The sequence below is a fragment of the Curtobacterium sp. MEB011 genome, from assembly GCF_030209655.1.
GTDB classification, from domain to species: Bacteria; Actinomycetota; Actinomycetes; order Actinomycetales; family Microbacteriaceae; genus Curtobacterium; species Curtobacterium poinsettiae.
On record NZ_JARVRN010000007.1, the window covers coordinates 307,146 to 332,869 of the forward strand.

At 71.3% G+C, this 25,724-nt stretch carries 23 protein-coding genes; 19 read left to right on the forward strand and 4 right to left on the reverse strand.

Features of this window, described 5'->3' with window-relative positions; translation table 11 throughout:
* Positions 1-193: 193 nt before the first annotated feature.
* The 12 genes from QRN30_RS10930 to QRN30_RS10985 all read left to right on the forward strand — a co-directional run bounded on the left by QRN30_RS10930 (position 194) and on the right by QRN30_RS10985 (position 13,181).
* Positions 194-1,258, forward strand: coding sequence for a BMP family lipoprotein (locus QRN30_RS10930; protein ID WP_284761078.1), 1,065 nt, complete (start codon positions 194-196; stop codon positions 1,256-1,258).
* A gap of 195 nt (positions 1,259-1,453) precedes the next feature.
* Positions 1,454-2,974: an ABC transporter ATP-binding protein gene (locus tag QRN30_RS10935; RefSeq protein WP_017888743.1), complete on the forward strand. Its 1,521-nt coding sequence runs from the start codon at positions 1,454-1,456 to the stop codon at positions 2,972-2,974.
* Between the two features lie 55 nt (positions 2,975-3,029).
* Positions 3,030-4,397, forward strand: a complete 1,368-nt coding sequence (locus tag QRN30_RS10940; RefSeq protein WP_083389422.1) for an ABC transporter permease — start codon at positions 3,030-3,032, stop codon at positions 4,395-4,397.
* Entirely contained in the window at positions 4,394-5,683 is a 1,290-nt protein-coding gene (locus QRN30_RS10945) for an ABC transporter permease (protein WP_017888745.1), read from the forward strand. The genes QRN30_RS10940 and QRN30_RS10945 overlap by 4 nt, the downstream gene beginning before the upstream one ends.
* Before the next feature lie 109 nt (positions 5,684-5,792).
* On the forward strand, positions 5,793-6,275 hold the full coding sequence (locus tag QRN30_RS10950) for a cytidine deaminase (RefSeq protein WP_017888746.1): 483 nt from the start codon (positions 5,793-5,795) through the stop codon (positions 6,273-6,275).
* Between the two features lies 1 nt (position 6,276).
* Entirely contained in the window at positions 6,277-7,575 is a 1,299-nt protein-coding gene (locus tag QRN30_RS10955) for a thymidine phosphorylase (protein WP_042538834.1), read from the forward strand.
* Positions 7,576-7,695: 120 nt separating this feature from the next.
* Positions 7,696-8,808, forward strand: a complete 1,113-nt coding sequence (locus QRN30_RS10960; protein WP_042538833.1) for an adenosine deaminase — start codon at positions 7,696-7,698, stop codon at positions 8,806-8,808.
* Positions 8,809-8,811: 3 nt separating this feature from the next.
* Positions 8,812-9,258, forward strand: coding sequence for a PTS sugar transporter subunit IIA (locus tag QRN30_RS10965; protein WP_140448904.1), 447 nt, complete (start codon positions 8,812-8,814; stop codon positions 9,256-9,258).
* Positions 9,255-9,533 (forward strand): PTS sugar transporter subunit IIB, encoded by a 279-nt coding sequence (locus QRN30_RS10970; protein WP_017888750.1) that lies wholly within the window; start codon positions 9,255-9,257, stop codon positions 9,531-9,533. Before QRN30_RS10965 ends, QRN30_RS10970 begins: the two co-directional genes overlap by 4 nt.
* Before the next feature lie 29 nt (positions 9,534-9,562).
* Positions 9,563-10,405, forward strand: a complete 843-nt coding sequence (locus QRN30_RS10975) for a purine-nucleoside phosphorylase (protein ID WP_284761079.1) — start codon at positions 9,563-9,565, stop codon at positions 10,403-10,405.
* A complete protein-coding gene (locus tag QRN30_RS10980; RefSeq protein ID WP_284761080.1) occupies positions 10,402-12,078 on the forward strand; it encodes a phospho-sugar mutase in 1,677 nt (558 codons plus the stop codon). Before QRN30_RS10975 ends, QRN30_RS10980 begins: the two co-directional genes overlap by 4 nt.
* Before the next feature lie 383 nt (positions 12,079-12,461).
* On the forward strand, positions 12,462-13,181 hold the full coding sequence (locus tag QRN30_RS10985; protein ID WP_214532479.1) for a hypothetical protein: 720 nt from the start codon (positions 12,462-12,464) through the stop codon (positions 13,179-13,181).
* Positions 13,182-13,269: 88 nt separating this feature from the next.
* Here QRN30_RS10985 and QRN30_RS10990 read toward each other — a convergent pair whose 3' ends face one another.
* Both QRN30_RS10990 and QRN30_RS10995 read right to left on the reverse strand, forming a co-directional pair.
* The gene (locus QRN30_RS10990) at positions 13,270-15,057 is read right to left on the reverse strand and encodes an acetyl/propionyl/methylcrotonyl-CoA carboxylase subunit alpha (protein WP_056070830.1); all 1,788 of its coding nucleotides are present in this window, start codon (positions 15,055-15,057) and stop codon (positions 13,270-13,272) included.
* Between the two features lie 79 nt (positions 15,058-15,136).
* A complete protein-coding gene (locus QRN30_RS10995; protein WP_042538823.1) occupies positions 15,137-15,931 on the reverse strand; it encodes a Maf family protein in 795 nt (264 codons plus the stop codon).
* A 14-nt stretch (positions 15,932-15,945) separates the two neighbouring features.
* Here QRN30_RS10995 and QRN30_RS11000 point away from each other — a divergent pair, with 14 nt between their 5' ends.
* From QRN30_RS11000 to QRN30_RS11015, 4 genes are all read left to right on the forward strand, one after another.
* On the forward strand, positions 15,946-17,205 hold the full coding sequence (locus tag QRN30_RS11000; RefSeq protein ID WP_284761081.1) for a class I SAM-dependent RNA methyltransferase: 1,260 nt from the start codon (positions 15,946-15,948) through the stop codon (positions 17,203-17,205).
* A gap of 176 nt (positions 17,206-17,381) precedes the next feature.
* On the forward strand, positions 17,382-18,101 hold the full coding sequence (locus QRN30_RS11005) for a response regulator transcription factor (RefSeq protein WP_284761082.1): 720 nt from the start codon (positions 17,382-17,384) through the stop codon (positions 18,099-18,101).
* Positions 18,102-18,106: 5 nt separating this feature from the next.
* A complete protein-coding gene (locus QRN30_RS11010) occupies positions 18,107-19,360 on the forward strand; it encodes a sensor histidine kinase (protein ID WP_017888758.1) in 1,254 nt (417 codons plus the stop codon).
* Positions 19,357-20,406: a DUF8320 family protein gene (locus QRN30_RS11015; protein WP_284761083.1), complete on the forward strand. Its 1,050-nt coding sequence runs from the start codon at positions 19,357-19,359 to the stop codon at positions 20,404-20,406. The genes QRN30_RS11010 and QRN30_RS11015 overlap by 4 nt, the downstream gene beginning before the upstream one ends.
* Before the next feature lie 599 nt (positions 20,407-21,005).
* Here QRN30_RS11015 and QRN30_RS11020 read toward each other — a convergent pair.
* Together QRN30_RS11020 and QRN30_RS11025 are read right to left on the reverse strand one after the other, a co-directional pair.
* Positions 21,006-21,260, reverse strand: coding sequence for an acyl-CoA carboxylase subunit epsilon (locus QRN30_RS11020; protein WP_017888760.1), 255 nt, complete (start codon positions 21,258-21,260; stop codon positions 21,006-21,008).
* A complete protein-coding gene (locus QRN30_RS11025) occupies positions 21,260-22,855 on the reverse strand; it encodes an acyl-CoA carboxylase subunit beta (protein ID WP_017888761.1) in 1,596 nt (531 codons plus the stop codon). The genes QRN30_RS11020 and QRN30_RS11025 overlap by 1 nt, the downstream gene beginning before the upstream one ends.
* A gap of 74 nt (positions 22,856-22,929) precedes the next feature.
* Here QRN30_RS11025 and QRN30_RS11030 point away from each other — a divergent pair, with 74 nt between their 5' ends.
* The 3 genes from QRN30_RS11030 to QRN30_RS11040 all read left to right on the forward strand — a co-directional run bounded on the left by QRN30_RS11030 (position 22,930) and on the right by QRN30_RS11040 (position 25,661).
* A complete protein-coding gene (locus tag QRN30_RS11030; RefSeq protein ID WP_056070837.1) occupies positions 22,930-23,730 on the forward strand; it encodes a biotin--[acetyl-CoA-carboxylase] ligase in 801 nt (266 codons plus the stop codon).
* A gap of 4 nt (positions 23,731-23,734) precedes the next feature.
* Positions 23,735-24,283 (forward strand): PH domain-containing protein, encoded by a 549-nt coding sequence (locus QRN30_RS11035; protein ID WP_017888763.1) that lies wholly within the window; start codon positions 23,735-23,737, stop codon positions 24,281-24,283.
* Between the two features lie 70 nt (positions 24,284-24,353).
* Complete coding sequence (locus QRN30_RS11040) at positions 24,354-25,661, forward strand: UDP-glucose dehydrogenase family protein (protein ID WP_194589682.1); 1,308 nt, start codon at positions 24,354-24,356, stop codon at positions 25,659-25,661.
* Positions 25,662-25,724: the final 63 nt, after the last annotated feature.

Here is a 25,724-nt window from a genome sequence, read left to right on the forward strand (position 1 = left end):
CACCGACAAACCCCTCGAACTGGGGGTGAGCGGGCGGCCCCGCGTTACGGGCGCGTTTCGGCGGGGTCGCGATCCCGTAACCGATCCACGGGACCCCCGCAACGGGTCCTGTACCGACCCGACGGTCGTGTACTGTCGCCACGATCGCCCGGAACGCACGTGGTCCGGGCACGCTCCCCGGAGGAACCAACCCGTGACATCTCGTACCCGACAGGTCGTCCTCAGCGGCCTCGCGCTCGCCGGCACCGTCGCCGTCCTGGCCGGCTGTGCCTCGGCGCCGTCCACCACCGAAACGGCGAAGAAGACCGACTTCCGCCCCTGCATGGTCTCCGACGCCGGTGGGTTCGACGACAAGTCGTTCAACCAGCTCGGCTACGAGGGCATGAAGGACGCCGCCAAGGACCTCGGCGCCACCTACAAGGAAGCCGAGTCCAAGGACGCCACCGTCTACGACTCGAACATCGAGCAGCTCATCGGCCAGAACTGCAACCTCGTCGTGACCGTCGGCTTCAACCTGGCCGACGCCACGAAGAAGCAGGCCGCTGCGAACCCCGACACCGACTTCGCGATCATCGACGACAACTCGATCGACGCCAAGAACGTCAAGCCGATCACGTTCGACACCTCGCAGGCCGCGTTCCTCGCCGGCTACGCGGCGGCGTCGTACTCGAAGACCAGCGTCGTCGGCACCTTCGGCGGCATGCAGATCCCGACCGTCACCATCTTCATGGACGGCTTCGCGGACGGCGTGAAGTACTACAACGAGCAGAAGGACAAGGACGTCAAGGTCGTCGGCTGGAACGTCGACACCGGCAAGGGTTCCTTCACCGGTGGCTTCGAGGCCGGCACGCAGGCCAAGTCGGTCGCGCAGACGCTCCTCGACCAGGACGCCGACGTGATCCTGCCCGTCGGTGGCCCGATCTACCAGTCCGCTGCCGAGGCCATCAAGGACGCCGACAACGGTTCCGTCCTGATCGGCGCGGACAGCGACCTCTACGAGGCCGACCCCCGCTACAAGGACATCGCCTTCACCTCGGTCGAGAAGGGCATGCGCCCGGCCGTGAAGGACGTCGTCGAGCAGGCGGCTGACGACAAGTTCTCGAAGGAGCCGTACGTCGGCACCCTGAAGAACGACGGCGTCGGCATCGCTCCGTTCCACGACTTCGAGTCCAAGGTCGACAAGGGCCTGCAGGGCGAGCTCGACGACGTGAAGGCCGGCATCATCGACGGCTCGATCAAGGTCAAGACCCAGTCCTGACCCGGTGAACGCGGGCGGGGGAGCATCCCTCGCCCGCGTTCTCGTGCGCCCAGGTGGCGCACCCCAGACCGTGCATCCCCAGGGTGCACCCCCAGACCGTGCACCCAAGGGTGCGCGCCAGACCGTGCTTCCGCAGGGTGCACGCGACAGCGTGCGCCCGCGTGGCGCGCGCGAGACAGAAATAGACTCCCGAACATGAAGCTCGAACTCCGCGGCATCACCAAGCGGTTCGGCGCCCTGGTCGCCAACGACCACATCTCGCTCACCGTCGAGCCGGGTGAGGTCCACTGCCTCCTGGGTGAGAACGGCGCCGGCAAGTCCACCCTGATGAACGTCCTGTACGGCCTGTACGACGCCGACGAGGGCGAGATCCTGCTCGACGACGTGGTGCAGGACTTCGACGGCCCCGGTGACGCCATGCGCGCCGGCATCGGCATGGTGCACCAGCACTTCATGCTCGTGCCCGTGTTCACGGTCGCCGAGAACGTGATGCTCGGGCAGGAGCAGACGACCTTCGGTGGCCGTCTCGACCTGGCCGGTGCCCGCAAGCGCGTGCAGGAGATCTCGGACCGTTTCGGGTTCGACGTGGACCCGGACGCCAAGGTCGAGGACCTGCCCGTCGGTGTGCAGCAGCGCGTCGAGATCATCAAGGCGCTGTCCCGCGATGCCTCCGTGCTGGTGTTCGACGAGCCGACGGCCGTCCTCACCCCGCAGGAGACCGACGAGCTGATGGGCATCATGCGCCAGCTCCGCGAAGCCGGCACCGCCATCGTCTTCATCACCCACAAGCTCCGTGAGGTGCGCGAGGTCGCCGACCGCATCACGGTCATCCGCCTCGGCAAGGTCGTCGGCGAAGCTTCGCCGACAGCCACGAACAACGAGCTGGCCGCGCTGATGGTCGGCCGCGCCGTCTCGCTCGTGGTCGACAAGGAACCCTCGACCGGTGGCGACGACGCCCTGGTCGTCGAGCACCTCACCGTCACCGACCCGTCCGGCATCGTGCTCGTCGACGACGTCTCCTTCACGGTGCGTCGCGGCGAGGTCCTGGCCATCGCCGGGGTGCAGGGCAACGGGCAGACCGAGCTCACCGAGGCGATCATGGGCCTCGAGCCCGCGCACGGTGGCCGCATCACCCTGGACGGCAAGGAACTCACCGGCCGGAGCGTCAAGCAGGTGCTCGACGCGGGCGTCGGCTTCGTCCCCGAGGACCGCAAGGAGGACGGCCTGGTCGGCGAGTTCACCATCGCCGAGAACCTGATGCTCGACCGCGCCGACCACGCCGAGTTCGTCCGCGCCGGCACCATCCGGTCGGCGGAACGTGACGCGTTCGCCGACGAGAAGATCGCCGAGTTCGACATCCGGACGCCTGGTCGCACCACCGCTGCCGGTCGGCTGTCCGGCGGCAACCAGCAGAAGATCGTCCTGGCGCGCGAGCTGAGCCGCGAACTGCGGCTGTTCGTCGCCGCGCAGCCCACCCGCGGCATCGACGTCGGCTCGATCGAGTTCGTCCACAAGCGCATCGTCGCCACCCGCGACACCGGTGTGCCGGTCATCGTCGTCTCCACCGAGCTCGACGAGGTCGTCGCACTGGCCGACCGCATCGCCGTGATGTACCGCGGCGGCATCGTCGGCATCGTCCCCGCGACCACCCCCCGCGACGTCCTCGGCCTCATGATGGCCGGGGAGATCCCTGAAGGAACGGAGCTGGCCGCATGACCGGTTCGGCCGGCGAGATCCACGCCACACCCACGACCGGAACGGAGCTGGCAGCGTGACCACCCCACCGCCAGACAACACGCAGCAGCCGGCCCCGGCGGCGAACGACACCGCCGACGCCCCGCTCACCGACGACCGTCTGCAGGAGGTCGAGTCGACCCCGCACCTGATGACGGACTCGGCAGCGGACACCGAGCGCCGCAACGGCGCCGGCGGCGACCGCTGGCACGCCGCCCTACAGGGGATCCTGAACGGCTCCGTGCTCGTCACGGTGCTCGCCGTCGTCCTCGCGCTGGTCGCCTGCGGCATCCTCATCGCGGTGACGGACGAGAACGTCCGTGCCACCGCCGGGTACTTCTTCGCCCGCCCCACGGACATGCTCCAGGCGGTCGGCACCGCGGTCGGCGGCGCGTACGCCTCGCTGTTCCAGGGCTCGGTGTTCAACTTCGGCGCGGACTCGTTCCAGCAGGCGATCGGGCCGCTCACGCGCTCCGTCGACTACTCGGTGCCGCTCATCGCCGCGGGCCTGGGGATCGCGCTGTCGTTCCGCGCCGGACTGTTCAACATCGGCGGTCAGGGCCAGATCCTGATGGGGGCCGCGGCCGCCGGGTGGGTCGGGTTCTCGTTCGACGGGCCCGCCGCGGTCCACATCCCGCTCACGATCCTCGCCGGCATCGTCGGCGGCGCCGTGTGGGGTGGCATCGTCGGGGTGCTGAAGGCCCGGACGGGTGCGAACGAAGTGGTCGTCACGATCATGCTCAACTACGTCGCGCTCTACCTGGTCAGCTACCTGCTCCGCACCCCGGGCCTGCTGCAGGCCCCGGGCAGCAGCAACCCGATCTCGCCACCCACGAAGGACAGCGCCCTGCTGCCGCAGCTCTTCGGCGTCCGGTACGGCGTGGACCTGGGGTTCATCGTCGCGATCCTCGCGGTCGTCGTGGTCTGGTGGCTCGTCAACAAGTCGTCCCTCGGCTTCCGGTTCCGTACCATCGGTGAGAACCCCCGTGCCGCCCGCGTGGCCGGCATGAGCGTCCCGTCGCTGACCATCTGGGTGATGCTGATCTCCGGTGCCCTGGTGGGCATCGCCGGCGCCTACCAGGTGCAGGGCGCCGTCACGTCGGGCTTCACCTCGGGCATCGACGCCGGCATCGGCTTCGACGCCATCACGGTGGCCCTGCTCGGCCGTTCCAAGCCGTGGGGCGTGTTCTGGGCGGCCATCCTGTTCGGCGTGCTGAAGAACGGTGGCTACGCCATGCAGGCCGCCAACGGCATCCCGATCGACATCGTCGGGGTCATCCAGGCCCTCATCGTCCTCTTCATCGCGGCGCCGCCGCTCGTCCGCGCGATCTTCCGGATCCCGCAGCCGGGTGCCCGCAAGCGCACGAAGACGAACAAGACCAGCAAGAAGGCGGTCGCCGCATGAGCACCCTCAGCCCCACCGCGGCCCCCGCGTCGCCGCTCGCGGACCGCCCGCTCGAGACCACCAGGAGCTGGAAGCTCCCGATCGGGTACGGCGTGTTCACGCTCATCGCGATCGTGCTGTTCGGCCTGCTGCCGCGTTCCGGCACCACCACGTTCCGCCTGGCGAACGCCGGTGACTTCTTCGCGCTGCCGAACGTCCCGTTGCCCGCGCTCGGGACGGGCATCGTCGTCATCGTCCTGCTCGCGATCCTGACGGTCTACGCGTTCATCGAGACGCGTGCGCTGCGCCGGGTCGCGCTGTGGGTCACGTCGGTCTTCGCGGTGGTGTTCGTCGTCGGGTTCCTGACCTGGGCCGCCGCCGGTTCGTCCCTGCCGATCCCCGGCCTGCTGCTCGGCGCGCTGAGCCTGAGCGTGCCGCTCGTGTTCGGTGCCCTGGGCGGCGTCATCTCCGAACGGGTCGGCGTCGTGAACATCGCGATCGAGGGCCAGTTCCTCGCCGGTGCGTTCAGCTCCGCGATGGTCGCGTCGATCACCGGGTCGCCCTGGGTCGGCCTCGTCGCCGCGCTCGTCGCCGGCATGCTCGTGTCGTTCGTCCTCGCGGCGTTCAGCATCAAGTACCTGGTCGACCAGGTCATCGTCGGTGTCGTCATCAACGCGTTCATCTCCGGCCTGACCGGCTTCCTGTACTCGCAGGTGCTCTCCCCGAACGAGGAGACGCTCAACATCGGCATCCGGTTCCCGAAGGTCGAGATCCCGCTGCTGCACCAGATCCCGGTCATCGGACCGGTGTTCTTCGAGCAGACCGTCGTGGTCTACCTCGCCTACATCGCCGTCGCGGTGGTCACCTTCGGGCTGTTCAAGACCCGCTGGGGGCTGCGGCTCCGCGCCGTCGGCGAGCACCCGCAGGCCGCCGACACGGTGGGCATCAACGTCACGAGCACCCGGTTCTGGAACGTCTCCCTCGCCGGTGCGATCGCCGGTCTCGGCGGGGCGTACTTCACGCTCGACGCGGTCGGGCCGTTCACGAAGGACATGACCGCGGGCGCCGGCTACATCGCCCTGGCCGCCGTCATCTTCGGCCGGTGGGACCCGATCAAGGCGACGCTCGCGGCGCTGCTGTTCGGCTTCGCGTCGAACCTGCAGAACACGCTCGGAGCGATCGACTCACCCGTGCCGAGCGAGTTCCTGCTGATGCTGCCGTACGTGGTGACGATCTTCGCCGTGGCAGGCCTGGTCGGGCAGTCGCGCGGGCCCGCCGCGTCCGGCAAGCCCTACATCAAGAGTTAGTTCCCTTCCGCAAGACACCGGTGTTCGTGCTCCGCACCGCGGTTCGCGGGTGTTCGATCGACGAACACCGGTGTTTTGCGAACCACCCACCGGCCTGGAGGCACGACACATGACCGACACGCACGCTGCGGGTGACCAGGGGGTCACCGCCACCGACCTGACGGACGCGGCCACGGGCCTCCCGGCCGACGACGTGGACTGGGGCGCCCTGCGGGACGCCGCCACGGCCGCGATGCGGCGCGCCTACGCGCCGTACTCGTCGTTCCCGGTGGGCGCCGCGGCGCTCACCGACGACGGCCGGATCGTCTCCGGCTGCAACATCGAGAACGCGAGCTACGGGGTGACGCTCTGCGCCGAGTGCTCGCTCGTGTCGCAGCTGCACATGACCGGCGGCGGCAAGCTCGTCGCGTTCACGTGCGTCGACGGCGACGGGGCGACCTTGATGCCGTGCGGGCGCTGCCGCCAGCTGCTGTTCGAGCACTCCACCGAGGGCATGCTCCTCGAGACGCTCTCCGGCATCCGCACCATCGACGAGGTCCTGCCGGACGCCTTCGGGCCGCGCACCCTCGCCACCTACCAGCAGGAGCACTGACATGGCAGTCGAGCCGTTCGACACCGTCGACCTCATCCGTACGAAGCGCTCCGGCGGCGCGCTGAGCACCGCCGAGGTGGACTGGCTCGTCGACGCGTACACCCGCGGCTACGTCGAGGACCCGCAGATGGCCGCGATGGCGATGGCGATCTTCCTGAACGGCATGGAGCGGCGCGAGATCAAGGACCTCACGCTCGCGATGATCGCGTCGGGGGAGCGGATGTCGTTCTCGTCGCTCGGCAAGACGACGGTCGACAAGCACTCCACCGGCGGGGTCGGCGACAAGATCACCCTGCCGCTGGCACCCCTGGTGGCGTCGTTCGGCGTCGCCGTGCCGCAGCTGTCGGGCCGCGGACTCGGGCACACGGGCGGCACGCTCGACAAGCTCGAGTCGATCCCCGGGTGGCAGGCGTCGATCTCGAACGACCGCATGATGCAGGTGCTGCAGGACGTCGGCGCGGTCATCTGCGCCGCCGGGTCCGGGCTGGCCCCCGCGGACAAGAAGCTCTACGCGCTCCGCGACATCACCGGCACCGTCGAGTGCATCCCGCTCATCGCGTCGAGCATCATGTCGAAGAAGATCGCCGAGGGCACCGGTGCGCTCGTGCTCGACGTCAAGTTCGGGTCCGGCGCGTTCATGCCGACGTACGAGGCGTCGAAGGAGCTCGCGCAGACCATGGTCGACCTCGGCAACGACGCCGGGGTGGCGACCTCGGCGCTGCTGACCGACATGGAGGTCCCGCTCGGACTGACGATCGGCAACGCGCTCGAGGTGCGGGAGTCGGTCGAGGTGCTCGCCGGTGGCGGACCGGCCGACGTCGTCGAGCTGACCGTGGCACTCGCGAGCGAGATGCTGACGCTCGCCGGACTGCCCGACGCCGACCCCGCTGCGGCACTCGCCGACGGCCGGGCCATGGACACGTGGCGTCGGATGATCGAGGCGCAGGGCGGGGACCCGTCCGCGGCGCTGCCCGTCGCCCGGGAACAGCACGTCGTGACCGCGCCGACGTCCGGGGTCCTCACGCAGCAGGACGCGCTGCCGTTCGGCGTCTCGGCCTGGCGGCTCGGAGCCGGTCGTGCCCGTGCGCAGGACCCGGTGCAGGCCGGTGCGGGCATCGAGCTGCACGTCAAGCCGGGGGACACCGTGACCGAGGGGCAGCCGCTGTGGACGCTGCACTCCGATGACGCGTCGCGGATCCCGCGCGCGCTGGAGTCGCTCGAGGGGGCGTGGGCGATCGGCTCGGCGGACTCTCCCGCCGCAGCACGTGGTCCGATCGTGCGCGAGCGCATCGGGTCCTGAACCCGGCCACCCGGCCGACCGGAGGCTCCCTGCACAGCTGTGGGGAGCCTCCAGTGTCTTCCGTTGTGGGTTGTGCACAGGTGCCTGCGCGGCGGCGGTGACCACCGATAGCCTGGGGGAATGAGCGCCGACGCCCCGACCTACCGCCTGCCCGACGCCGGGGCGGTCATCAACGACCTGCCGAAGGTCTCGCTGCACGACCACCTCGACGGCGGCCTGCGTCCCGCGACCATCATCGAGCTCGCAGCATCCGCGGGTGTCACGCTCCCCACCACCGACCCGGAAGAGCTCGGGCAGTGGTTCGCCGACCAGTCGAACTCCGGCTCGCTCGTCGAGTACCTGAAGACGTTCGACGTGACCACGTCCGTCATGCAGACCGCACCGCAGCTCACCCGCGTCGCCCGCGAGTTCGTCGAGGACCTGGTCGCCGACGGCGTCGTCTACGGCGAGGTCCGCTGGGCGCCGGAGCAGCACCTGCAGGGCGGGCTGACGCTCGACCAGACGGTCGAGGCGGTGCAGGCCGGCATCGAGGAAGCCGTCGACGCCGCCGGTGGGCGCATCCGTGTCGGCCAGCTCGTCACCGCGATGCGGCACGCCGACCGGTCGCTCGAGATCGCTGAACTCGCCGTCCGGCACCGCGACGCCGGAGTCGTCGGCTTCGACATCGCCGGTGCCGAGGCCGGGTTCCCCGCCTCGAACCACCGCGCAGCCTTCGACCACCTGGCTTCCGAGCTGTTCCCGGTCACCGTCCACGCGGGCGAAGCCGACGGACTCGCCTCGATCCGCTCCGCGCTCGTCGACGGCCGGGCGCTCCGCCTCGGACACGGCGTCCGCATCTTCGAGGACGTCGCCCTGTCCGACGCCGGGGACGGCTCGACGCTGGCCTCCCTGGGCGAGGTCGCCTCGTGGGTCCGTGACCGCGAGATCCCGCTCGAGGTCTCGCCGTCGTCCAACCTGCAGACCGGAGCGATCGCCGCGTGGGGCGACGACCTCGCCGACCACCCGTTCGACGTGCTCTACCAGCTCGGCTTCCGCGTCACGGTGAACACCGACAACCGCCTGATGAGCGGCACCTCGCTGTCGAAGGAGCTCGCACTGCTCGCCGGCACCTTCGGCTACGACCTCGACGACCTGGCGGCGTTCCAGATCAACGCCGCGCTCGGCTCGTTCCTGCCGCTCGAGGACCGCGAGGAGATCATCGCCACCATCACGGCCGGGTACCAGGAGGCCTGACGCATGGGACTGCCACCGCTGCCGGACACCGCTGTCCTCCTCGGTGCGGACGCGCCCGCATGGCGTGACGCGATGCGCCTGGTCGGCGGTGCGCTCGTCGCGTCGGGCGCCACCACCGACGAGTACACCGACGCCATGATCGGCATGGTCGAGGAACACGGGCCGTACATCGTCATCTCGCCGGGGCTCGCGTTCGCGCATGCCCGGCCCGGTGGCGCCGTGGTGCGGGACGGACTCGCGGTCGTGACGCTCGCATCGCCGGTGGCGTTCGGCCACCCGCACAACGACCCCGTCCGTGTCGTGCTCGGGCTCGCGGTGGCCGAGGTCGGCACCCACCTGGAGTCGATCGGCGAGATCGCGAACCTGTTCAACGACGCCACCGTCACCGGGCGGATCGCGGCGGCGACCACGGCGGACGAGGTCCGCGCGATCATGGGGGTCTCCGCGTGAAGATCGTGACCATCTGCGGTGCCGGCATCGGGTCGAGCGGCATCCTCAAGGTGAACGCCGAGAAGGCGCTCGACACCCTCGGGCTGTCGGCGTCCGTCGTCGCTGCGGACGTCGCATCGGTGCGGGACGTCTCCGACGACGCCAACGTGATCCTGACGAGTCAGGAGTTCGTCGAGGCGATCGGGGACACCTACGCCGAGGTGATCGTGATCAAGAACCACTTCGACCAGGGCGAGATCACGGCGGCGGTCGACCGGGCGCTCGGCGAGCACTGAGCGCGTAGTGCGCCCTTTAGAGTTGGGGCATGAGCACCGAGAACCCGCTGAACGACCCCGCTGCCGACCCGTTCGAGGTCGCGCGGGACGCCGCCGCCGTCATCGCCGAACAGTCCGGCATCGAGCGGCACGACATCGCACTGACCCTCGGTTCGGGTTGGGGCAAGGCCGCCGACATCATCGGTGAGACCGTGTCCGAGATCCCGGCCGACCAGGTCCCCGGCTTCAGCGCCTCGGCCGTCCCCGGACACTCCGGCACGATCCGGTCGATCCGCCTCGCCGACGGCCGCCACGCGCTCGTCATCGGCGCCCGCACGCACTACTACGAGGGTCACGGCGTCCGCCGGGTCGTGCACAGCGTCCGCACCGCCGCGGCGACGGGTGCCTCGATCATGGTGCTGACCAACGGTGCCGGTGGCATCAAGGAGCACTGGACACCCGGCACCCCGGTGCTCATCAGCGACCACATCAACCTGACCGCCGACAGCCCACTCGAGGGCGCGACGTTCATCGACCTGACCGACCTGTACTCGGCGCGTCTGCGTGAGGTGGCCCGGACGGTCGATCCGTCGCTCGACGAGGGCGTGTACACGCAGTTCCGCGGCCCGCACTACGAGACCCCGGCCGAGGTCCAGATGGCGAAGGCCATCGGCGGGCACATCGTCGGCATGTCGACCGCGCTCGAGGCCATCGCTGCCCGCCAGGCCGGCATGGAGGTCCTCGGGTTCTCGCTCATCACGAACCTCGCCGCCGGCATCCAGAAGACGCCGCTGTCGCACACCGAGGTGCTCGAGGCGGGCAGGCAGGCGGAGCCGGTGATCGCGGACCTGCTCGCACGCGTCGTCACCGCACTCGGGCAGCCGGCGTCGTGAAGCTCGACCTCGACCGGGTGCTCGGCACCGCGCGGGCGTGGCTGGCGCAGGACCCCGACCCGGAGACCCGCGACGAGCTGGCCGCGGCGATCGACGAGGCCGCCGACGGTGACGGTCCTGCGGTCCGGGCGCTCGCCGAGCGGTTCGACGGGCGACTGCAGTTCGGCACCGCCGGACTCCGCGCCGAGCTCGGCTGGGGCCCGCTGCGGATGAACCGTGTCGTCGTGACCCAGGCGGCGGCGGGGCTCGCACGGTTCCTGATCGAGACCGGGCGTTCGCCGAGTGTCGTCATCGGCTACGACGGCCGGGTGAACTCGGACGTCTTCGCGCGCGACTCCGCCGAGGTCATGCGGGGTCTCGGACTCGAGGTCACCCTGCTGCCCTCGGCCCTGCCGACGCCGGTGCTCGCGTTCGCCGTCCGGCACCTCGACGTCGGTGCCGGCGTCATGGTGACGGCGAGCCACAACCCGCCGCGGGACAACGGGTACAAGGTCTACCTCGGACAGGACGACGACGGTTCGCAGATCGTGCCGCCCGTCGACGGCGAGATCGCGGCCGCCATCGACGCCGTCGCCGCAGGGTCCGTCACCGACCTGCCGCGCGGCACCGACTACACCGTGGCGACGTCGGCCCTGGTCGATGCCTACGTGGCCGCCACGGCCGCGATCGTGCCCGCTCCGACGCTCCCGGTCGACGAGCAGCCGAAGGTCGTCTACACGGCCATGCACGGCGTCGGGTGGGAGACCGCTCGCGCGGTGTTCGTCGCCGCCGGGTTCGCGTCACCGACCGTGGTGCCGGAGCAGATCGAGCCGGACGGTGCATTCCCGACGGTCTCCTTCCCGAACCCGGAAGAGCCCGGCGCGATGGACCTGGCGATCGCCCGTGGTCTCGCCGTCGGCGCCGACCTGGTGATCGCGAACGACCCCGACGCCGACCGGCTCGCACTCGCGATCCCGACGGCCGCGGACGCCGGTGCGCCGTCCTACCGCCGGCTGTCGGGCAACGAGGTCGGCTGGCTGCTCGGGTGGCGTGCCGCTGCACGGGCGTCCGAGTCCGGCGCGACCGGCACCCTCGCTGCGTCGATCGTCTCGTCGCCGGCCCTGGCCCGGGTGGCTGCGCGCCACGGGCTGGAGTACCGCGACACCCTGACCGGCTTCAAGTGGGTGTCGCGGGTGCCCGGGCTGCTGTTCGGCTACGAGGAAGCCCTGGGCTACCTGGTCGACCCGTCGGTCGTGCGCGACAAGGACGGCATCTCGGCGGCGCTGGAGCTGCTGTCGTTGGCGTCGGACCTCGCCGCGGCCGGATCGTCGATCGCCGGGCAGCTCGACGCCTTCGCCGCCGAGTTCGGGGCGTTCGCCTCGGGGCAGGTCGCGACCCGGGTCGACGACCTGTCGCGCATCGGCGAGGTCATGGCGTCGCTCCGGTCCACGCCGCCTGCGTCCCTCGGTGGCCTCGACGTGCACACGGTGACGGACTACTCGGACGGGGTGCAGGGCTTCCCGCCGTCGGACATCCTGCGCTACGACCTGGCCGGCGACGCACGGGTGATCGTCCGCCCGAGCGGGACCGAGCCCAAGGTGAAGGTCTACATCGACACCGTCGCGGACACCCCCGCCGAGGCCCAGCGCCTGGTCGACGCCATCGCCGACGCCGTGCGCCCCTTGGTGTCCTAGGGCGGGGTGGGCTTCCGCAAAACACCGGTGTTCGCGCTCTGAACACCCGCACAACGCGGTGCAGAACGCGAACACCGGTGTTTTGCTGTTCCTCCACAGGGGGTGGGGGAACGCTGGCTGCTCACAAGGAGGGGGAGGCCGTCGTGCAGGCCGCGCGGAGCCGTGACGGTTGGGCCATGGCTCACATCACGGTGTTCGGCGCGGCTCCGAGCGATCCCGATCCGAGAGCGCACCGACGGCTTGCAGATGCCGCGCGCCGCGGGACCCTCATCCGCCTGACGGCGGGTCGGTACGTTGAACGAGAGGCGTTCGAATCAGCGAGTGCAGCGGAGCGCCATCGTGCACGGGTCGAAGCGGTCGTGCCGAACATCCACCCTGCCCTCGTGATCTCCCACGAGTCGGCTGTGGCGATGCTCGGACTCCCGTGGCTCGGGGAGTTCCCCACGCACGTCGTCGCCACCGATCCGCGTCGAGCCACCGGTCAACGTCGCGCGCACCTGCAGAAGGTCGGAGGGGCGGGTCGCCCCATCGCCTGTGCGAGCGTCGGCGGCCTGCCCGTCACGACCCTCGTGGTCACCGGGGTCGACGTCGCGCTCCGAGCGTCGTTCCGCACGGCGGTGGTCGTGTTGGACGCGGTCCTGGCCCGAGGAGTGCCGCAGGACGCGCTGCTCGCCGAACTGCGCAGCAGGGAGCCCCGTCCGCGGGCGTCCACCCGTGCGCGACGCGCGATCGAGTTCGCGGACGCTGCTGCTGACTCGCCGGGTGAGTCGGTGGCGCGGCTGTGCTGGGCAGAAGCGGGGTTCCCGCCGCCGGTGCTGCAGCAGGAGTTCCGCGATGCGGCCGGCCTGATCGGCCGCGTGGACTTCTGGTTCGAGGACGCCGGCGTCGTGGTGGAGTTCGACGGGCTGGTCAAGTACCGCGACCGGACGATGCGCGCTGGTCGATCGCCCGAGCGCGTCGTCATCGACGAGAAGCTCCGGGAGGACCGCCTCCGTGCGCATCGCCACGTCCGTCGGGTCGTCCGCGTGACGTGGCCGGACGTGGAGCCAGGCGGCAACGGCCCCGTGGCACTCGAGGCAGCCGGAGTGCGCCGTGTTCGATGAAGCAAAACACCGGGGTTCACGAGCCGAACCGCGGCATGCACGTGTTCGACCGGCGAACACCGGTGTTTTGCGGGAGGGAACCCGCGCGCTACGCGAGCTCGAGCAGCACGTGACCGGACGAGACCGTCTGGCCGACCGGGGCGTTCAGCCCGGTGACGACACCGTCCTTGTGGGCCTGCACGGGCTGCTCCATCTTCATGGCCTCGAGCACGACGAGCAGGTCGCCCTTCACCACGGTGTCACCCTCGGCGACCGCGAGCTTCACCACGGTGGCCTGCATGGGCGACGCCACGGACGACCCGGACTTCGCCAGACCGCCACGGACGGCCGACGAGCGGCGCTTCGGGGGAGCGGTGGGCCCGGCGGGACGACGACCGGCGACACCGGCACCGGCAGCACCGCCACCGACGATCGACGGCATGGTGACCTCGATGCGCTTGCCCTGCACCTCGACGACGACGCTGTCGCGCGCAGCCGGGGCCGGCAGTTCCTCGGGGGAGCCGCTCCACGCCGGGATCTCGTTGACGAAGTCGGTCTCGATCCACTGCGTGTACACCGAGAACGGCGAGGAGTCGTCGGTCGCGAACGCCGGGTCGGACACCACGGCACGGTGGAAGGGGAGCACGGTCGGCAGGCCGGTGACCTCGAACTCGGCCAGTGCGCGTCGGGAACGCTCGAGCGCCTCGGCACGGGTGGCGCCGGTGACGATCAGCTTCGCGAGCATCGAGTCGAACGAGCCGGACACGACATCACCCGCGACGACACCCGAGTCGACGCGGACGCCTGGGCCGGACGGTGCGTTGAACGCGTGCACGGGGCCGGGCGCGGGGAAGAAGTTGCGGCCCGGGTCCTCGCCGTTGATGCGGAACTCGAACGAGTGTCCACGCGGTTCCGGGTCCGAGTAGTCGAGCACGCCGCCCTCGGCGATGCGGAACTGCTCGCGCACCAGGTCGATGCCGGTGACCTCTTCGGACACGCAGTGCTCGACCTGCAGGCGGGTGTTCACCTCGAGGAACGACACGGTGCCGTCGGCGCCGATGAGGAACTCGCAGGTGCCGGCACCGACGTAGCCGACCTCGCGCAGGATCGCCTTCGACGACTCGTACAGCGCGGTCTGCTGCTCGGGCGTCAGGTACGGCGCCGGGGCTTCCTCGACGAGCTTCTGGTGGCGACGCTGCAGCGAGCAGTCGCGGGTGGAGACCACGACGACGTTGCCGTGCTCGTCCGCCAGGCACTGGGTCTCGACGTGACGCGGCTTGTCCAGGTACTTCTCGACGAAGCACTCGCCCCGACCGAACGCGGCGATCGCCTCGCGCGTGGCGGACTCGAACTGCGAGGCGACCTCGTCGCGGGTCCGCGCGACCTTCAGCCCGCGGCCACCGCCACCGAACGCCGCCTTGATGGCGACCGGCAGGCCGACCTCGTCGGCGAACGCGATGACCTCGGAGGCGTCCTTGACGGGCTCGATGGTGCCGGGAGCGAGCGGCGCGCCGACCTTCTCGGCGACGTGGCGCGCGGAGACCTTGTCGCCGAGGCGCTCGATCGAGTCCGGCGACGGTCCGATCCAGACGAGCCCGGCGTCGATGACGGCGCGGGCGAAGTCGGCGTTCTCGGCCAGGAACCCGTAGCCCGGGTGCACGGCGTCCGCACCGGAGCGGCGGGCGACCGAGATGATCTTGTCGATGACCAGGTACGTGTCGGCGCTCGTGGTGCCGTTCAGCGCGTAGGCCTCGTCGGCGAGGCGGGCGTGCTGGGCATCGCGGTCCTGGTCGGCGTAGACCGCGACCGACGCCTTGCCCGCGTCGCGGGCCGCGCGGATGATGCGGACGGCGATCTCGCCGCGGTTCGCGATGAGGACCTTGCTGATACGGGGCATGACACAGCAGCGTATTCGTGCGGCGTGCGTGCGTTTTGACTGACGCCCACAAAGAAGCACCCGGATCAGGTGCGGATGTCTACAGTGCCCACAGATCGTGCCAGTCGATGCCGAAGCCACGCAGGAGCATCGAGCGCAGCATCGGCAGGGACATCCCGATCACCGCGGACGGTGCCCCCTCGATCCGCGTGATGTACGCGGCGGCCCGGCCGTCGATGGTAAACGCGCCGGCGACCTCGAGCGGCTCGCCGGTCGCGACGTACGCGTCGATCTCGTCGGGGGACACGTCGTCGGCGAAGGTCAGCACCGCGCTGTCGACGGCGACCACGCGGTCGCCGTCGGCGGCCAGCGCCGACCCGCCGGGGGCGACGTCGCCGAGCTCGGGGACGCCGGCGGCGGACGTGACCAGGGACCGGACGGGAGGCACGGTGCGTGCCGGTCCCGTGCCTCCAGGCCGTCCCGTGGTCGGCTCCAGGTCCGGGCGCCGGTCGTCCCGTCGCCGGTCGATCACGCAGTGCCCGCTCCACAGCGTGCCGCCGCCGGCGGCCAGCATCTGCCGCCAGCGCTCGCGCGCGACCTCCGGGTCGTGCGGCTTGCCGTACAGCTGCCCGTCGACCTCGAAGGCGGAGTCGCCGCCGAACACGACCCCGTCGACCGGCGACCCGGCCACCGTGGCGTCCGCGACGGCCGACGCCTTCGCGACGGCGAGGAGCGAGACGAGTTCCGGACCGGTCAGGTCGCGGCCGAGCGATGCCGCGGCGGCGGCGCCGACGGCGTCCTCGTCGACCCCGGGGGACACGAGGACGGGTTCGATCCCGGACTGGGCGAGGAGTGCTCGGCGGGCGGGGGATGTACTCGCGAGGTACAGACGCATGGGACCATCTCACCATGGGTGAATCCGTCGGCACGCTGCTCGAACTCGACGTCACCGGGATCGCCCACGGCGGCATCTCGGTGGCACGGCACGAAGGACGGGTGGTCTTCGTCTCGGACGCGATCCCCGGGGAGCGCGTCGTCGCCCGGGTGACCGAGGACCGCAAGAAGTCGTTCTGGCGCGCCGACACGGTCCGTGTCCTGACGCCGAGCGAGCACCGCGTCGACCACGTGTGGCCCGAGGCAGCCCTCGATCGCGACCCCGAGACGCGCCCGGGCGGTGCCGAGTTCGGCCACATCGCCCTCGCACACCAGCGCACGCTGAAGCACGACGTCCTCGTCGACTCGTCCGCACGCTTCGCGCGGATGGACCTCGCCGAGGTGCTCGGCCACGACGTCGTCGTCGAGGCCGCGCCCGGCGACGACGCGGCGAACGGCCTCGGCTGGCGCACCCGTGTCCGACTGCACGTCGACGAGCAGGGCACCGCCGGCCCCTTCGCTGCCCGCTCCCACTCCGTGATCCCCGTCGCCAGCCTGCCGCTCGCGACCGCCGTCGTGCAGCAGAGCGCCCCGCTCGGCCGTGGTGCGCTGCCGGGCTCGTCGGTCATCGACGTCCTCGCGCCGAGCGGTTCCGAGGGGGCACGGCTCGTCATCGACGACCAGAAGCCCACCGTGGTGACCGAGGTCGTGGGGGAGCGCACCTTCCAGGTCGACGACAACGGGTTCTGGCAGGTGCACCGTGCCGCCGCTTCCGTGCTGACCGAGGCCGTGCAGGACCTGGTCGACCGCGACCGCCTCGACCCCGAGGGCACCCACCTCGACCTGTACGGCGGTGTCGGTCTGCTCGCCGCCGCACTCGGCGACCTGGTCGGCCCGAAGGCGCGCATCACGAGCGTCGAGAGCGCCGCCCGTGCCACCGAGCACGCGCAGGAGAACCTGTCCGAGTGGCTCGGCGCACGTGCCGAGACCGGCCGGGTCGACCGCTGGCTGACGAACACCGTGGCCAACGCCTCGCGCGCCGAGAAGGACCGCTTCCGCGCCGGCACGGTCGTGCTCGACCCGCCGCGCTCCGGCGCCGGGCGGGACGTGGTCGTGCAGATCGCCGCGCTCCAGCCGGAGCAGGTCGTCTACGTGGCGTGCGACCCGGTGGCACTGGCACGCGACGTCGCGACGTTCGCCGACCTGGGGTACCGGCTCGAGGCCCTGCGGGCCTTCGACCTGTTCCCGCACACCCACCACCTGGAAGCCGTCGCGCGCCTGGTCCCCACGCGCTGAGGGCCGGGGCTCGTTCGACCGCCGTTCCTTGCGTGTCGGGGTGTCCACCAATAGGCGGACCGACCAGCGTGGCGCGGCCGAGAAGCCCCGCACCTGAGTCCGGGCTGGGTATCCTGGGTCGTTGATGGCACTCCGGTTTCAGGGGCCGGCGTCGCGCATCGGAACGAGAGGCCACAGTGGCAGCAGGAACGACAACCACCAGCACCGAGACGTCAGGGGCGGCCACCAGGCCGGTCCGGGTCGCGATCGTCGACGACCACGAGTCCGTCCGACTCGGGATCCAGGCGGCGTGCCAGAACGAGGGGTTCGAGGTGGCGCTCACCGCCGCCAGCGTCCCCGAGTACGTCCAGAACCTCGACGGGCGAGAGGTCGACGTCGTCGTCCTCGACCTGTCCCTCGGTGACGGCTCGACCGTCACCGAGAACGTCAAGGGCGTGCAGGGGACGGGATCGGCGGTGCTCGTGCACTCCATCGCGGACCGGGTCGCCAACGTGCGTGAGGCGCTCGCAGCAGGGGCTGCCGGCGTCATCCCGAAGTCCTCCGCCACCAAGACGGTGATGGCCGCGGTCGCCACCGTCGCACGGGGCGACGTGCTCAACAACCTCGAGTGGGCGAGCGCCATCGACGCCGACCGTGACTTCGCGAAGGCGCAGCTCGGCCGCCGCGAGCGCGAGATCCTGCACCTCTACGCCTCGGGGCTCCCGCTCAAGCTCGCCGCCCAGCAGCTCGGCATCGGCTACTCGACGGCGCGTGAGTACCTCGACCGGATCCGGGTGAAGTACGTCGAGGTCGGCCGCCCGGCCCCGACGAAGGTCGACCTGCTGCGTCGGGCCGTCGAGGACGGGATCCTCCCGGGGCTCGACTCGGGCATCGACCCCGACGGCGACGGTCGCTGACACGGATGGTCACCGCGGCTGAGCCGGGGCGGACGGCCGTCGAACCGGCACCGTTCGGTGCCGATCCGGCGCGCAGCGTCCGCGCCTCGATCACGCAGGCATCGGTGGAGCGGGCGTTCGCGATCCTCCTGGCGATGGCCGCGATCGGGCTCGGCATCGTCGACGCGCCGGCGGTCGTGCAGCAGCTGCCGTACCTCGACCCGTTCTGGGGGCCGACGCTGATGCTCGCGCTCGCGGCGTCGTTCGTGCTCATCGGCGTAGCGGCCTTCGTGCAGCGGGTCGCCCAGATGGCGCAGATCATCTGCGCGCTGCTGTTCCTCGTCGCGCTCGTGACGTGGACGGCGACCGTGCAGGAGCCCATCCCGTCGTCGCAGCAGCCGTGGCCGTGGTGGTTCTGCACGGTCGGCTGCACGGCGGCAGCGATGGGCTTCGCCACGTGGCGTGCGACGGTCTACACCGCGCTCGTGCCGGCGGTGTACGTCGTCGTCCGGCTCAGCCCGCTCGGCGGCGACGTCGGCGTCCTCGCGGTGCTGCTCGACGGGGTCTACACGGCGCTCCTCAGCGGCGCGGTGCTCGTCATCGCGGTGGTGCTGCGCCGCGCGGCCACGGCGGTCGACACGGCGCAGTCCACGGCCGTGCGGCGGTACTCGCTCGCCATCCGGGAGCACGCGACGGAGGTCGAACGGGTCCAGGTGGACGCGATCGTGCACGACAGCGTCCTGACGACGCTGCTCTCCGCTGCACGTGCCGACACGCTCGAGGCCAAGACCCTCGCGGCGAGGATGGCCCGGAACGCGATCGACCACCTCGAGGCCGCGGCCACCGACGGCCCGGGCGACGTCGAACCCGTCGCGCTCGGGGAACTCCGGGCGCGCATCCGCGAGGGGATCGGCGCCCTCCCCGCGCCCGTCCGCCTCGTCCCGACGACGACCGGGTCGGTCCGCCTGCCCGCGTCGGTCGCGGACGCGCTGGCCTCGGCGGCGCTGCAGGCCGCGGTGAACAGCGTGCAGCACGCCGGCGACTGCGACGTCTCCCGCTGGGTCAGCATCGAGCAGCAGGGGCAGGGCGTGCGCGTCGAGGTCGGCGACGACGGCCGCGGGTTCGACGTCGCGGCCATCCCCGCTGAACGCCTGGGGGTCCGCCGCTCCATCGTCGAGCGGATCGCGACCGTCGACGGGCACGCCGAGGTGCACACCGCGCCGGGCGAGGGCACCCGCATCGTGCTCACGTGGTCGCCGGCTGCGAGGACGACCGCATGAAGGTCTCCCTGCCGGCGAGCATCGCCCTCGGACTCGCGTCGCTGTTCTCCGTCTACCACCTGGTCCTCGCCGCGGCCACGCTCCCGCGGGTCGACCAGGTCGCCCCGATCATCGCCTGCATGGCGCTCTACGCCGCGGCCACCGGCCTCGCACTGTTCGTCCCCGGCAAGATCCTGCCGGTCTGGACGGCCTGCTTCTCCCTCGCCACCGCGATCGTGATGCCGGTGATCGCCGCCCCGGTCGTCGTCGAGGGTCGCGGACCCGGCTCCGCCACCTGGTGGATCGCGGCGATCGGCACGCTCATGGTCGTGCTCGTCGTGCGCGGCCGGGGTCCGTTCGCGTGGGCCGGCGTGCTGTTCCTGACCGTGTACACCGTCGCCTGGGCCGGCCTCGGCTCGCTCGGCGGTCTGGGCGTGGTCGGCAGTGTCGCCTGGGTCGCGATCGCCACCGTCTTCGCGGCCGCGATGAGCCGCGCCATCCGCAACACCCGTGAGCTCGTCCTCGCCGAGCAGGAGACCGCCGACTGGCAGGCTGCGCAGGACGCCCACGTGTTCGAGCGGCAGTTCCGGCTGAGCCAGACCACCCGGATGGCCCTGCCGATGCTCCAGCGCATCATCGACTCCTGCGGGGACCTGGACGAGGCCGACCGTGCCGAGTGCCTGCACCTCGAGCAGGCCATCCGTGACGAGATCCGCGGCCGGTCGCTGCTGTCGGACGACGTCCGCGACGAGGTGATGCGCCTGCGTCGCCGTGGAGCGACCGTCCAGCTGCACGACGACGGCGGGCTCGACGACCTGGATGCCCCGGACATCCGTCGCATCCACGCCCGCGTCGCCGAGGCGCTGCGGCAGGCCCGCGACGCCGACAACGTCATCGTCCGGACCGTCGGCGAGGGCTCCGACTCCGCGGTGACCGTCGTCGGGCTCCGCCTCGACGTGGCGGCGAGCGAGTCGGCCGCGCTCGGAGCGGGGCTGGACGATGACGACGGTGACGAGGACGACTCCGTCGCGCTCTGGCTCGAGATCCCGCGGCACGAGCCGGCGTAGCGCGCGGCCACGCGGCCGCGCGCGTGTCGCGACGATGCACCACGTGATCGACGCGTGGACCGTCGCGAACGTGGTGCGGACGCGCACTGCGGTGGGCGCGATGTGGGACAGCCGGGAGGCGCGCGGCGGCCCCGGCACGAGCCTCCCGGCCGTCACGTGGGTGCGCCGGGCTGGCGCGTGCGTGGAAGCGACCACGTCGCTGTCGTACGACGTCGACGCTGTCGTTCCGCATCGGCCCCGCGAGCCGCACCGACGCCCGCCAGCACGCGCTGGACGCCCCCGGGAACGGGGAACGGGCCGGTCGGATACCGACCGGCCCGTTCGCGACCCGAGGCTGAGCGACAACCCGAATGTCGCCCTGCCCCGCAGCGGGCGGTGGCTTCGTACCCTAGTCGGCCACCGACCAGCGATGTCTTTCGTTGAAGGACACCGAACACCAACTACTATGCTCACGCACCAGCTGCATGTCAGTCGTCATTATGGGGGACAATTTCGGCATTTCCGGTCCGCATCCGCAGATCGTGTCCCCCGAGCGAGGGGATACCGACCGGGAAGTGCGCCCCGTGACCGTCATGATCGGCCGCGCACCGAGGGGTACATCAGCGCAGCGATCGGCCCCAGGCGCCCGGTCCGTCCTCGAGCGGGCGGCGGAGCCCCCGAGCCGCCACGTCCCAGCCGGTGCGCGGTTCGACGACGACGGCAGCGCGTCCGGCCGCCGCGGCCTCGTCGGCCTGCCGCTGCAGGACGGCCACGACGGCGGCGAGCTCCTCGGGGGTGGGTTCGCCGGAGACCACCCGGACGTCCGCCACCGAAGCGGGCTCGTCCGAGGGCACGGGTGCTGCGTGGCGTCCCATCAGAGCGGGATGTTCCCGTGCTTCTTCGGCGGCAGCGTTGCACGCTTGCCCCGCAGCGACCGGAGGGCCTTGATGACCGACACGCGGGTGGCGTGCGGCTGGATGATGCCGTCGAGCTCACCACGCTCGGCCGCCAGGTACGGCGACGCCACGTTGTACGTGTACTCGTTGGCGAGCTTCGTCCGGACCGCGGCGACGTCCTCGCCGGACTCCTCGGCCCGCTTGATCTCGGCGCGGTACAGGATGTTGACGGCGCCCTGACCGCCCATCACGGCGATCTCGGCGGTCGGCCACGCGAGGTTGATGTCGGCGCCGAGCTGCTTCGAGCCCATCACGATGTACGCGCCGCCGTAGGCCTTGCGGGTGATGACGGTGACGAGCGGGACGGTGGCCTCGGCGTAGGCGTAGAGCAGCTTCGCGCCGCGGCGGATGACGCCGGTCCACTCCTGGTCGGTGCCGGGCAGGTAGCCGGGCACGTCGACCAGGGTCAGGATCGGGATGCCGAAGGCGTCGCAGAACCGCACGAAGCGGGCGGCCTTCTCGCCGGCGTCGATGTTCAGCGTGCCGGCCATCGCCTGCGGCTGGTTCGCGATGATGCCGACCGTTCGGCCCTCGACCCGGCCGAAGCCGATCAGGATGTTCGGCGCGAAGAGCGGCTGGACCTCGAGGAACTCACCGTCGTCGACGATGTGCTCGATGATCGTGGTGACGTCGTACGGCTGGTTCGTGGAGTCCGGGATCACGACGTCGAGCTCGTGGTCGGCGTCCGTGGTCTCGAGCTCCGGGGCGACGTCGTACGCGGGCGGGTCGGACAGGTTGTTGTCCGGCAGGAACCCGATCAGCGAGCGGGCGTAGTCGAGCGCGTCGGTCTCGTCCTCGGCCATGTAGTGGGCCACGCCGGAGACCGCGTTGTGCGTCTGGGCGCCGCCGAGCTCCTCGAAGCCGACGTCCTCGCCGGTGACGGTCTTGATGACGTCCGGACCGGTGACGAACATGTGGCTGGTCTTGTCGACCATGATCACGAAGTCGGTGAGGGCGGGGGAGTACACCGCACCGCCGGCCGCCGGGCCCATCACGATGGAGAGCTGCGGGATGACGCCGGAGGCCTGGGTGTTGAGGCGGAAGATCTCGCCGTACTTGCCGAGCGCGACGACGCCTTCCTGGATGCGGGCGCCGCCGGAGTCGAGGATGCCGATGATCGGCACGCCGGTCTTGAGCGCGTGCTGCATGACCTTGATGATCTTCTCGCCGGCGACCTCGCCGAGCGACCCGCCGAAGACCGTGAAGTCCTGCGCGTACACGGCGACGTTCCGGCCGTGGATCGTGCCGACGCCGGTGACGACCGCGTCACCGTAGGGGCGCTTGGCGTCCATGCCGAACGACGTGGTGCGGTGCCGCACGAACTCGTCGAACTCCACGAAGGAGTTCGGATCGAGCAGCTGCTCGATGCGTTCGCGAGCGGTGCCCTTGCCCTTCGCGTGCTGCTTGGCGATGGCGGATTCGCCCGCGGCGGTCACGGCCTCGTGGTACCGGTCGCGGAGGTCGGCCAGCCGGCCGGCCGTCGTCGACAGATCGGGGGTGTCTCCTGAAGTCACCCGCTCACCCTACCGGCGGGTGGGACGCTGCCGGTTGGAGGACCCCCACGGTTCCTGCCCGTACATTTGCGTGCATGTCCACATCCCCGTCGCCGTCGTTCCCCGCCACCAGCGAGGCGGTCCGGTCGACGGGCGCGACCATCACCGCCCCCGCCGAGACCGGGTCCACCAACGCGGACCTGCTCGCCGCAGCGCCCGAGCAGCAGCACGGCAGCGTCGTCGCGACCCTGCACCAGACCGCGGGGCGGGGCCGGCTCGACCGCACCTGGACCGCTCCGGCCGGTGAGACGCTCGCCGCCAGCGTGCTCGTCCGCGCCGACCTCGACGACCACGACCGCGGCTGGCTGCCCCTGGTCGCCGGTGCGGCGATGCGCGACGCGATCGCGTCGGTGCTCCCCGCCGGCGCGGACGTCGTCGTGAAGTGGCCGAACGACGTGCAGGTCGGCGGGCACAAGGTGTGCGGGATCCTCTGCCAGGTCGCCGCCGACGGCAGCGTCGTGGTCGGCGCCGGCGTCAACCTGACGATCCCGGCCGACCGGCTGCCCACCCCCACGTCCACCTCGCTCCTGCTCGCGGGCGCGGCCGACGACGCACCCGCCCTGGCCGACGCGGTCCTGTCCGCGTTCCTGCGCTCCGTCCTGGAGGCGGTGGCCGGCCTGGTCGCGGGTGGTCACGCCGCCGAGACGGTCCGGACCCACGTCCGCGCCGCGTGCGGCACGATCGGTCGCCGCATCCGTCTCGAGCTGCCGGACGGCAGCGTCGAGGAAGCCGACGCGACCGGCATCGACGACGCCGGTCGCATCACGATCCGGGACCAGGCGGGGCGCACCAGGGGCGTCGCGGTGGGGGACGTCACCCACCTGCGGTATGCATGACGGCATGACCGCCGAGCCCCCGCCCGAACGTGTCGTCGCACGCCTGCGACCGCACGCCCGTCGGCTGGTGCGCCCGGCGGTGTTCGTCGTGCTCGTCACCGCGGCCGGCGGGTTCGGCTTCGGCGTGTTCCAGGCCCAGCTGGCGTGGCTGAACGCCGTCGTCGCGCTCGTCGTCCTGGTGCTCGTCGTGTTCGGCGGCGCGGTCCCGCTGTTCCGCTGGATGTCGGAGCGGTACGTGGTCACCACCCGTCGTCTGGTCGTGGTGGGCGGCCTCGGCACCCGGACGCGGCGGGAGCTCCTGCACTCCCGCGGCTACGACGTCACGGTGCGGCGTCGGGGCCTGCAGGGCCTGTTCCGCTCCGGTGACGTGCTGGTGTTCCCCGGGGACGACCCGGCGGTGGTCCTCGCCGACGTGCCGCACGCCGACCTCGTCGTCGCCGTGCTGCACGACCTGGTGGAGGCGTACGAGGCCAGGCGTCGGCACCGTGAGCCGGACTGGGACGAGATCGTCGGCGGTCCGGACCGTCCGCCGTGGGGCGACGTGCGGGCCTGACCGCGGACGCCGCGACACCCCCTGGGGAGCAGTGGTGAGACTTCGGCGAGAAACCGGTACCGTCTTCGACGTGCGTATCTCTGTCATCGGCTGCGGCTACCTCGGTGCCGTGCACGCCGCCTCCATGGCCAAACTCGGACACGAGGTCGTCGCTGTGGACGTCGACCCCACCAAGATCGAGCGGCTCGCTGCCGGCGAGGCCCCCTTCTTCGAGCCCGGCCTGCCCGAGATCCTGACCGAGGCCCTCGAGTCCGGTCGGATCCGCTTCACCACCGACATGGCCGAGGTCGCCGGTGCCCGCGTGCACTTCCTCGCCGTCGGCACCCCGCAGGGCCCCACCGGCGCCGCGGACCTGACCTACGTGAACGCCGCCGTCGCCGCGCTCACCCCGCACCTGTCCGCCGGCGAGTTCGTCGTCGGCAAGTCGACCGTGCCCGTCGGCACCGCGGCGCGCCTGGCCGCCGAGGTCAGCGAGGCCGTCCCCGGTGCCACGCTCGTCTGGAACCCCGAGTTCCTGCGTGAGGGCTTCGCGGTGCAGGACACCATCGCGCCGGACCGCTTCGTGTACGGCGTGCCCGACGGTGCGGCCGGCGAGCAGGCCGTCGCCGCCCTCGACGAGGTCTACGCCGAGGCACTGTCCACCGGCACGCCCCGACTCGTCGTCAACCTGCCCACCGCCGAGCTCGTGAAGATCAGCGCCAACGCGTTCCTCGCCACGAAGATCTCCTTCATCAACTCGATGGCCGAGATCGCCGAGGTCGCCGGTGCCGACGTCACCGCGCTCGCCGACGCGATCGGCCACGACGCCCGCATCGGCCGCAAGTTCCTGAACGCCGGTCTCGGCTTCGGTGGCGGATGCCTGCCGAAGGACATCCGCGCGTTCCAGGCGCGGGCGAACGAGCTGGGCGTCGGGGAGTCCCTGGCGTTCCTGGCCGACGTCGACGCCACGAACCTGCGCCGTCGCGCGCACGTCGTCGAGCTGGCGCAGGAGCTGCTCGGTGGGGTCGTCAGCGGCAAGCGCGTCGCCGTGCTCGGCCTGGCCTTCAAGCCGAACTCCGACGACGTCCGCGACTCGCCGGCACTCGACATCGCTGCTCGCCTGCACGAACTCGGCGCCGTCGTCTCGGCGTACGACCCCGAGGCCGTCGTCACCGCGCGCCGCGTGCACCCCGAGCTCGACTACGTCGAGAGCGCTGCCGAGGCGCTGGGTGGAGCGGAGCTCGTGCTCGTGCTGACCGAGTGGACCGAGTTCCGCGAGCTCGACGCGACGGCCGCTGCCGCCCTCGTTGCGTCGCCCGTCGTCATCGACGGCCGCAACTGCCTCGACCGCGAGGCGTGGACCGCCGCCGGCTTCACGTACCGCGGCATGGGGCGCTAGCCGCGACCGACAGGAGGCCCGGTGCCGGTCCGTGGGACCGGCACCGGGCCTCCTGTGCGTTCA

What these genes read in the sequence shown, in the direction of transcription:
- QRN30_RS10965 (WP_140448904.1), top strand. Translation starts at nt 8,812, where the DNA reads ATGGGACTGCCACCGCTGCCGGACACCGCTGTCCTCCTCGGTGCGGAC.
- QRN30_RS11000 (WP_284761081.1), top strand. Translation starts at nt 15,946, where the DNA reads ATGGGTGAATCCGTCGGCACGCTGCTCGAACTCGACGTCACCGGGATC.
- QRN30_RS10935 (WP_017888743.1), top strand. Translation starts at nt 1,454, where the DNA reads ATGAAGCTCGAACTCCGCGGCATCACCAAGCGGTTCGGCGCCCTGGTC.
- QRN30_RS10955 (WP_042538834.1), top strand. Translation starts at nt 6,277, where the DNA reads ATGGCAGTCGAGCCGTTCGACACCGTCGACCTCATCCGTACGAAGCGC.
- QRN30_RS10975 (WP_284761079.1), top strand. Translation starts at nt 9,563, where the DNA reads ATGAGCACCGAGAACCCGCTGAACGACCCCGCTGCCGACCCGTTCGAG.
- QRN30_RS11020 (WP_017888760.1), bottom strand. Translation starts at nt 21,260, where the DNA reads ATGGGACGCCACGCAGCACCCGTGCCCTCGGACGAGCCCGCTTCGGTG.
- QRN30_RS10945 (WP_017888745.1), top strand. Translation starts at nt 4,394, where the DNA reads ATGAGCACCCTCAGCCCCACCGCGGCCCCCGCGTCGCCGCTCGCGGAC.
- QRN30_RS11010 (WP_017888758.1), top strand. Translation starts at nt 18,107, where the DNA reads ATGGTCACCGCGGCTGAGCCGGGGCGGACGGCCGTCGAACCGGCACCG.
- QRN30_RS10950 (WP_017888746.1), top strand. Translation starts at nt 5,793, where the DNA reads ATGACCGACACGCACGCTGCGGGTGACCAGGGGGTCACCGCCACCGAC.
- QRN30_RS10990 (WP_056070830.1), bottom strand. Translation starts at nt 15,057, where the DNA reads ATGCCCCGTATCAGCAAGGTCCTCATCGCGAACCGCGGCGAGATCGCC.
- QRN30_RS10960 (WP_042538833.1), top strand. Translation starts at nt 7,696, where the DNA reads ATGAGCGCCGACGCCCCGACCTACCGCCTGCCCGACGCCGGGGCGGTC.
- QRN30_RS11035 (WP_017888763.1), top strand. Translation starts at nt 23,735, where the DNA reads ATGACCGCCGAGCCCCCGCCCGAACGTGTCGTCGCACGCCTGCGACCG.
- QRN30_RS11015 (WP_284761083.1), top strand. Translation starts at nt 19,357, where the DNA reads ATGAAGGTCTCCCTGCCGGCGAGCATCGCCCTCGGACTCGCGTCGCTG.
- QRN30_RS10995 (WP_042538823.1), bottom strand. Translation starts at nt 15,931, where the DNA reads ATGCGTCTGTACCTCGCGAGTACATCCCCCGCCCGCCGAGCACTCCTC.
- QRN30_RS11030 (WP_056070837.1), top strand. Translation starts at nt 22,930, where the DNA reads ATGTCCACATCCCCGTCGCCGTCGTTCCCCGCCACCAGCGAGGCGGTC.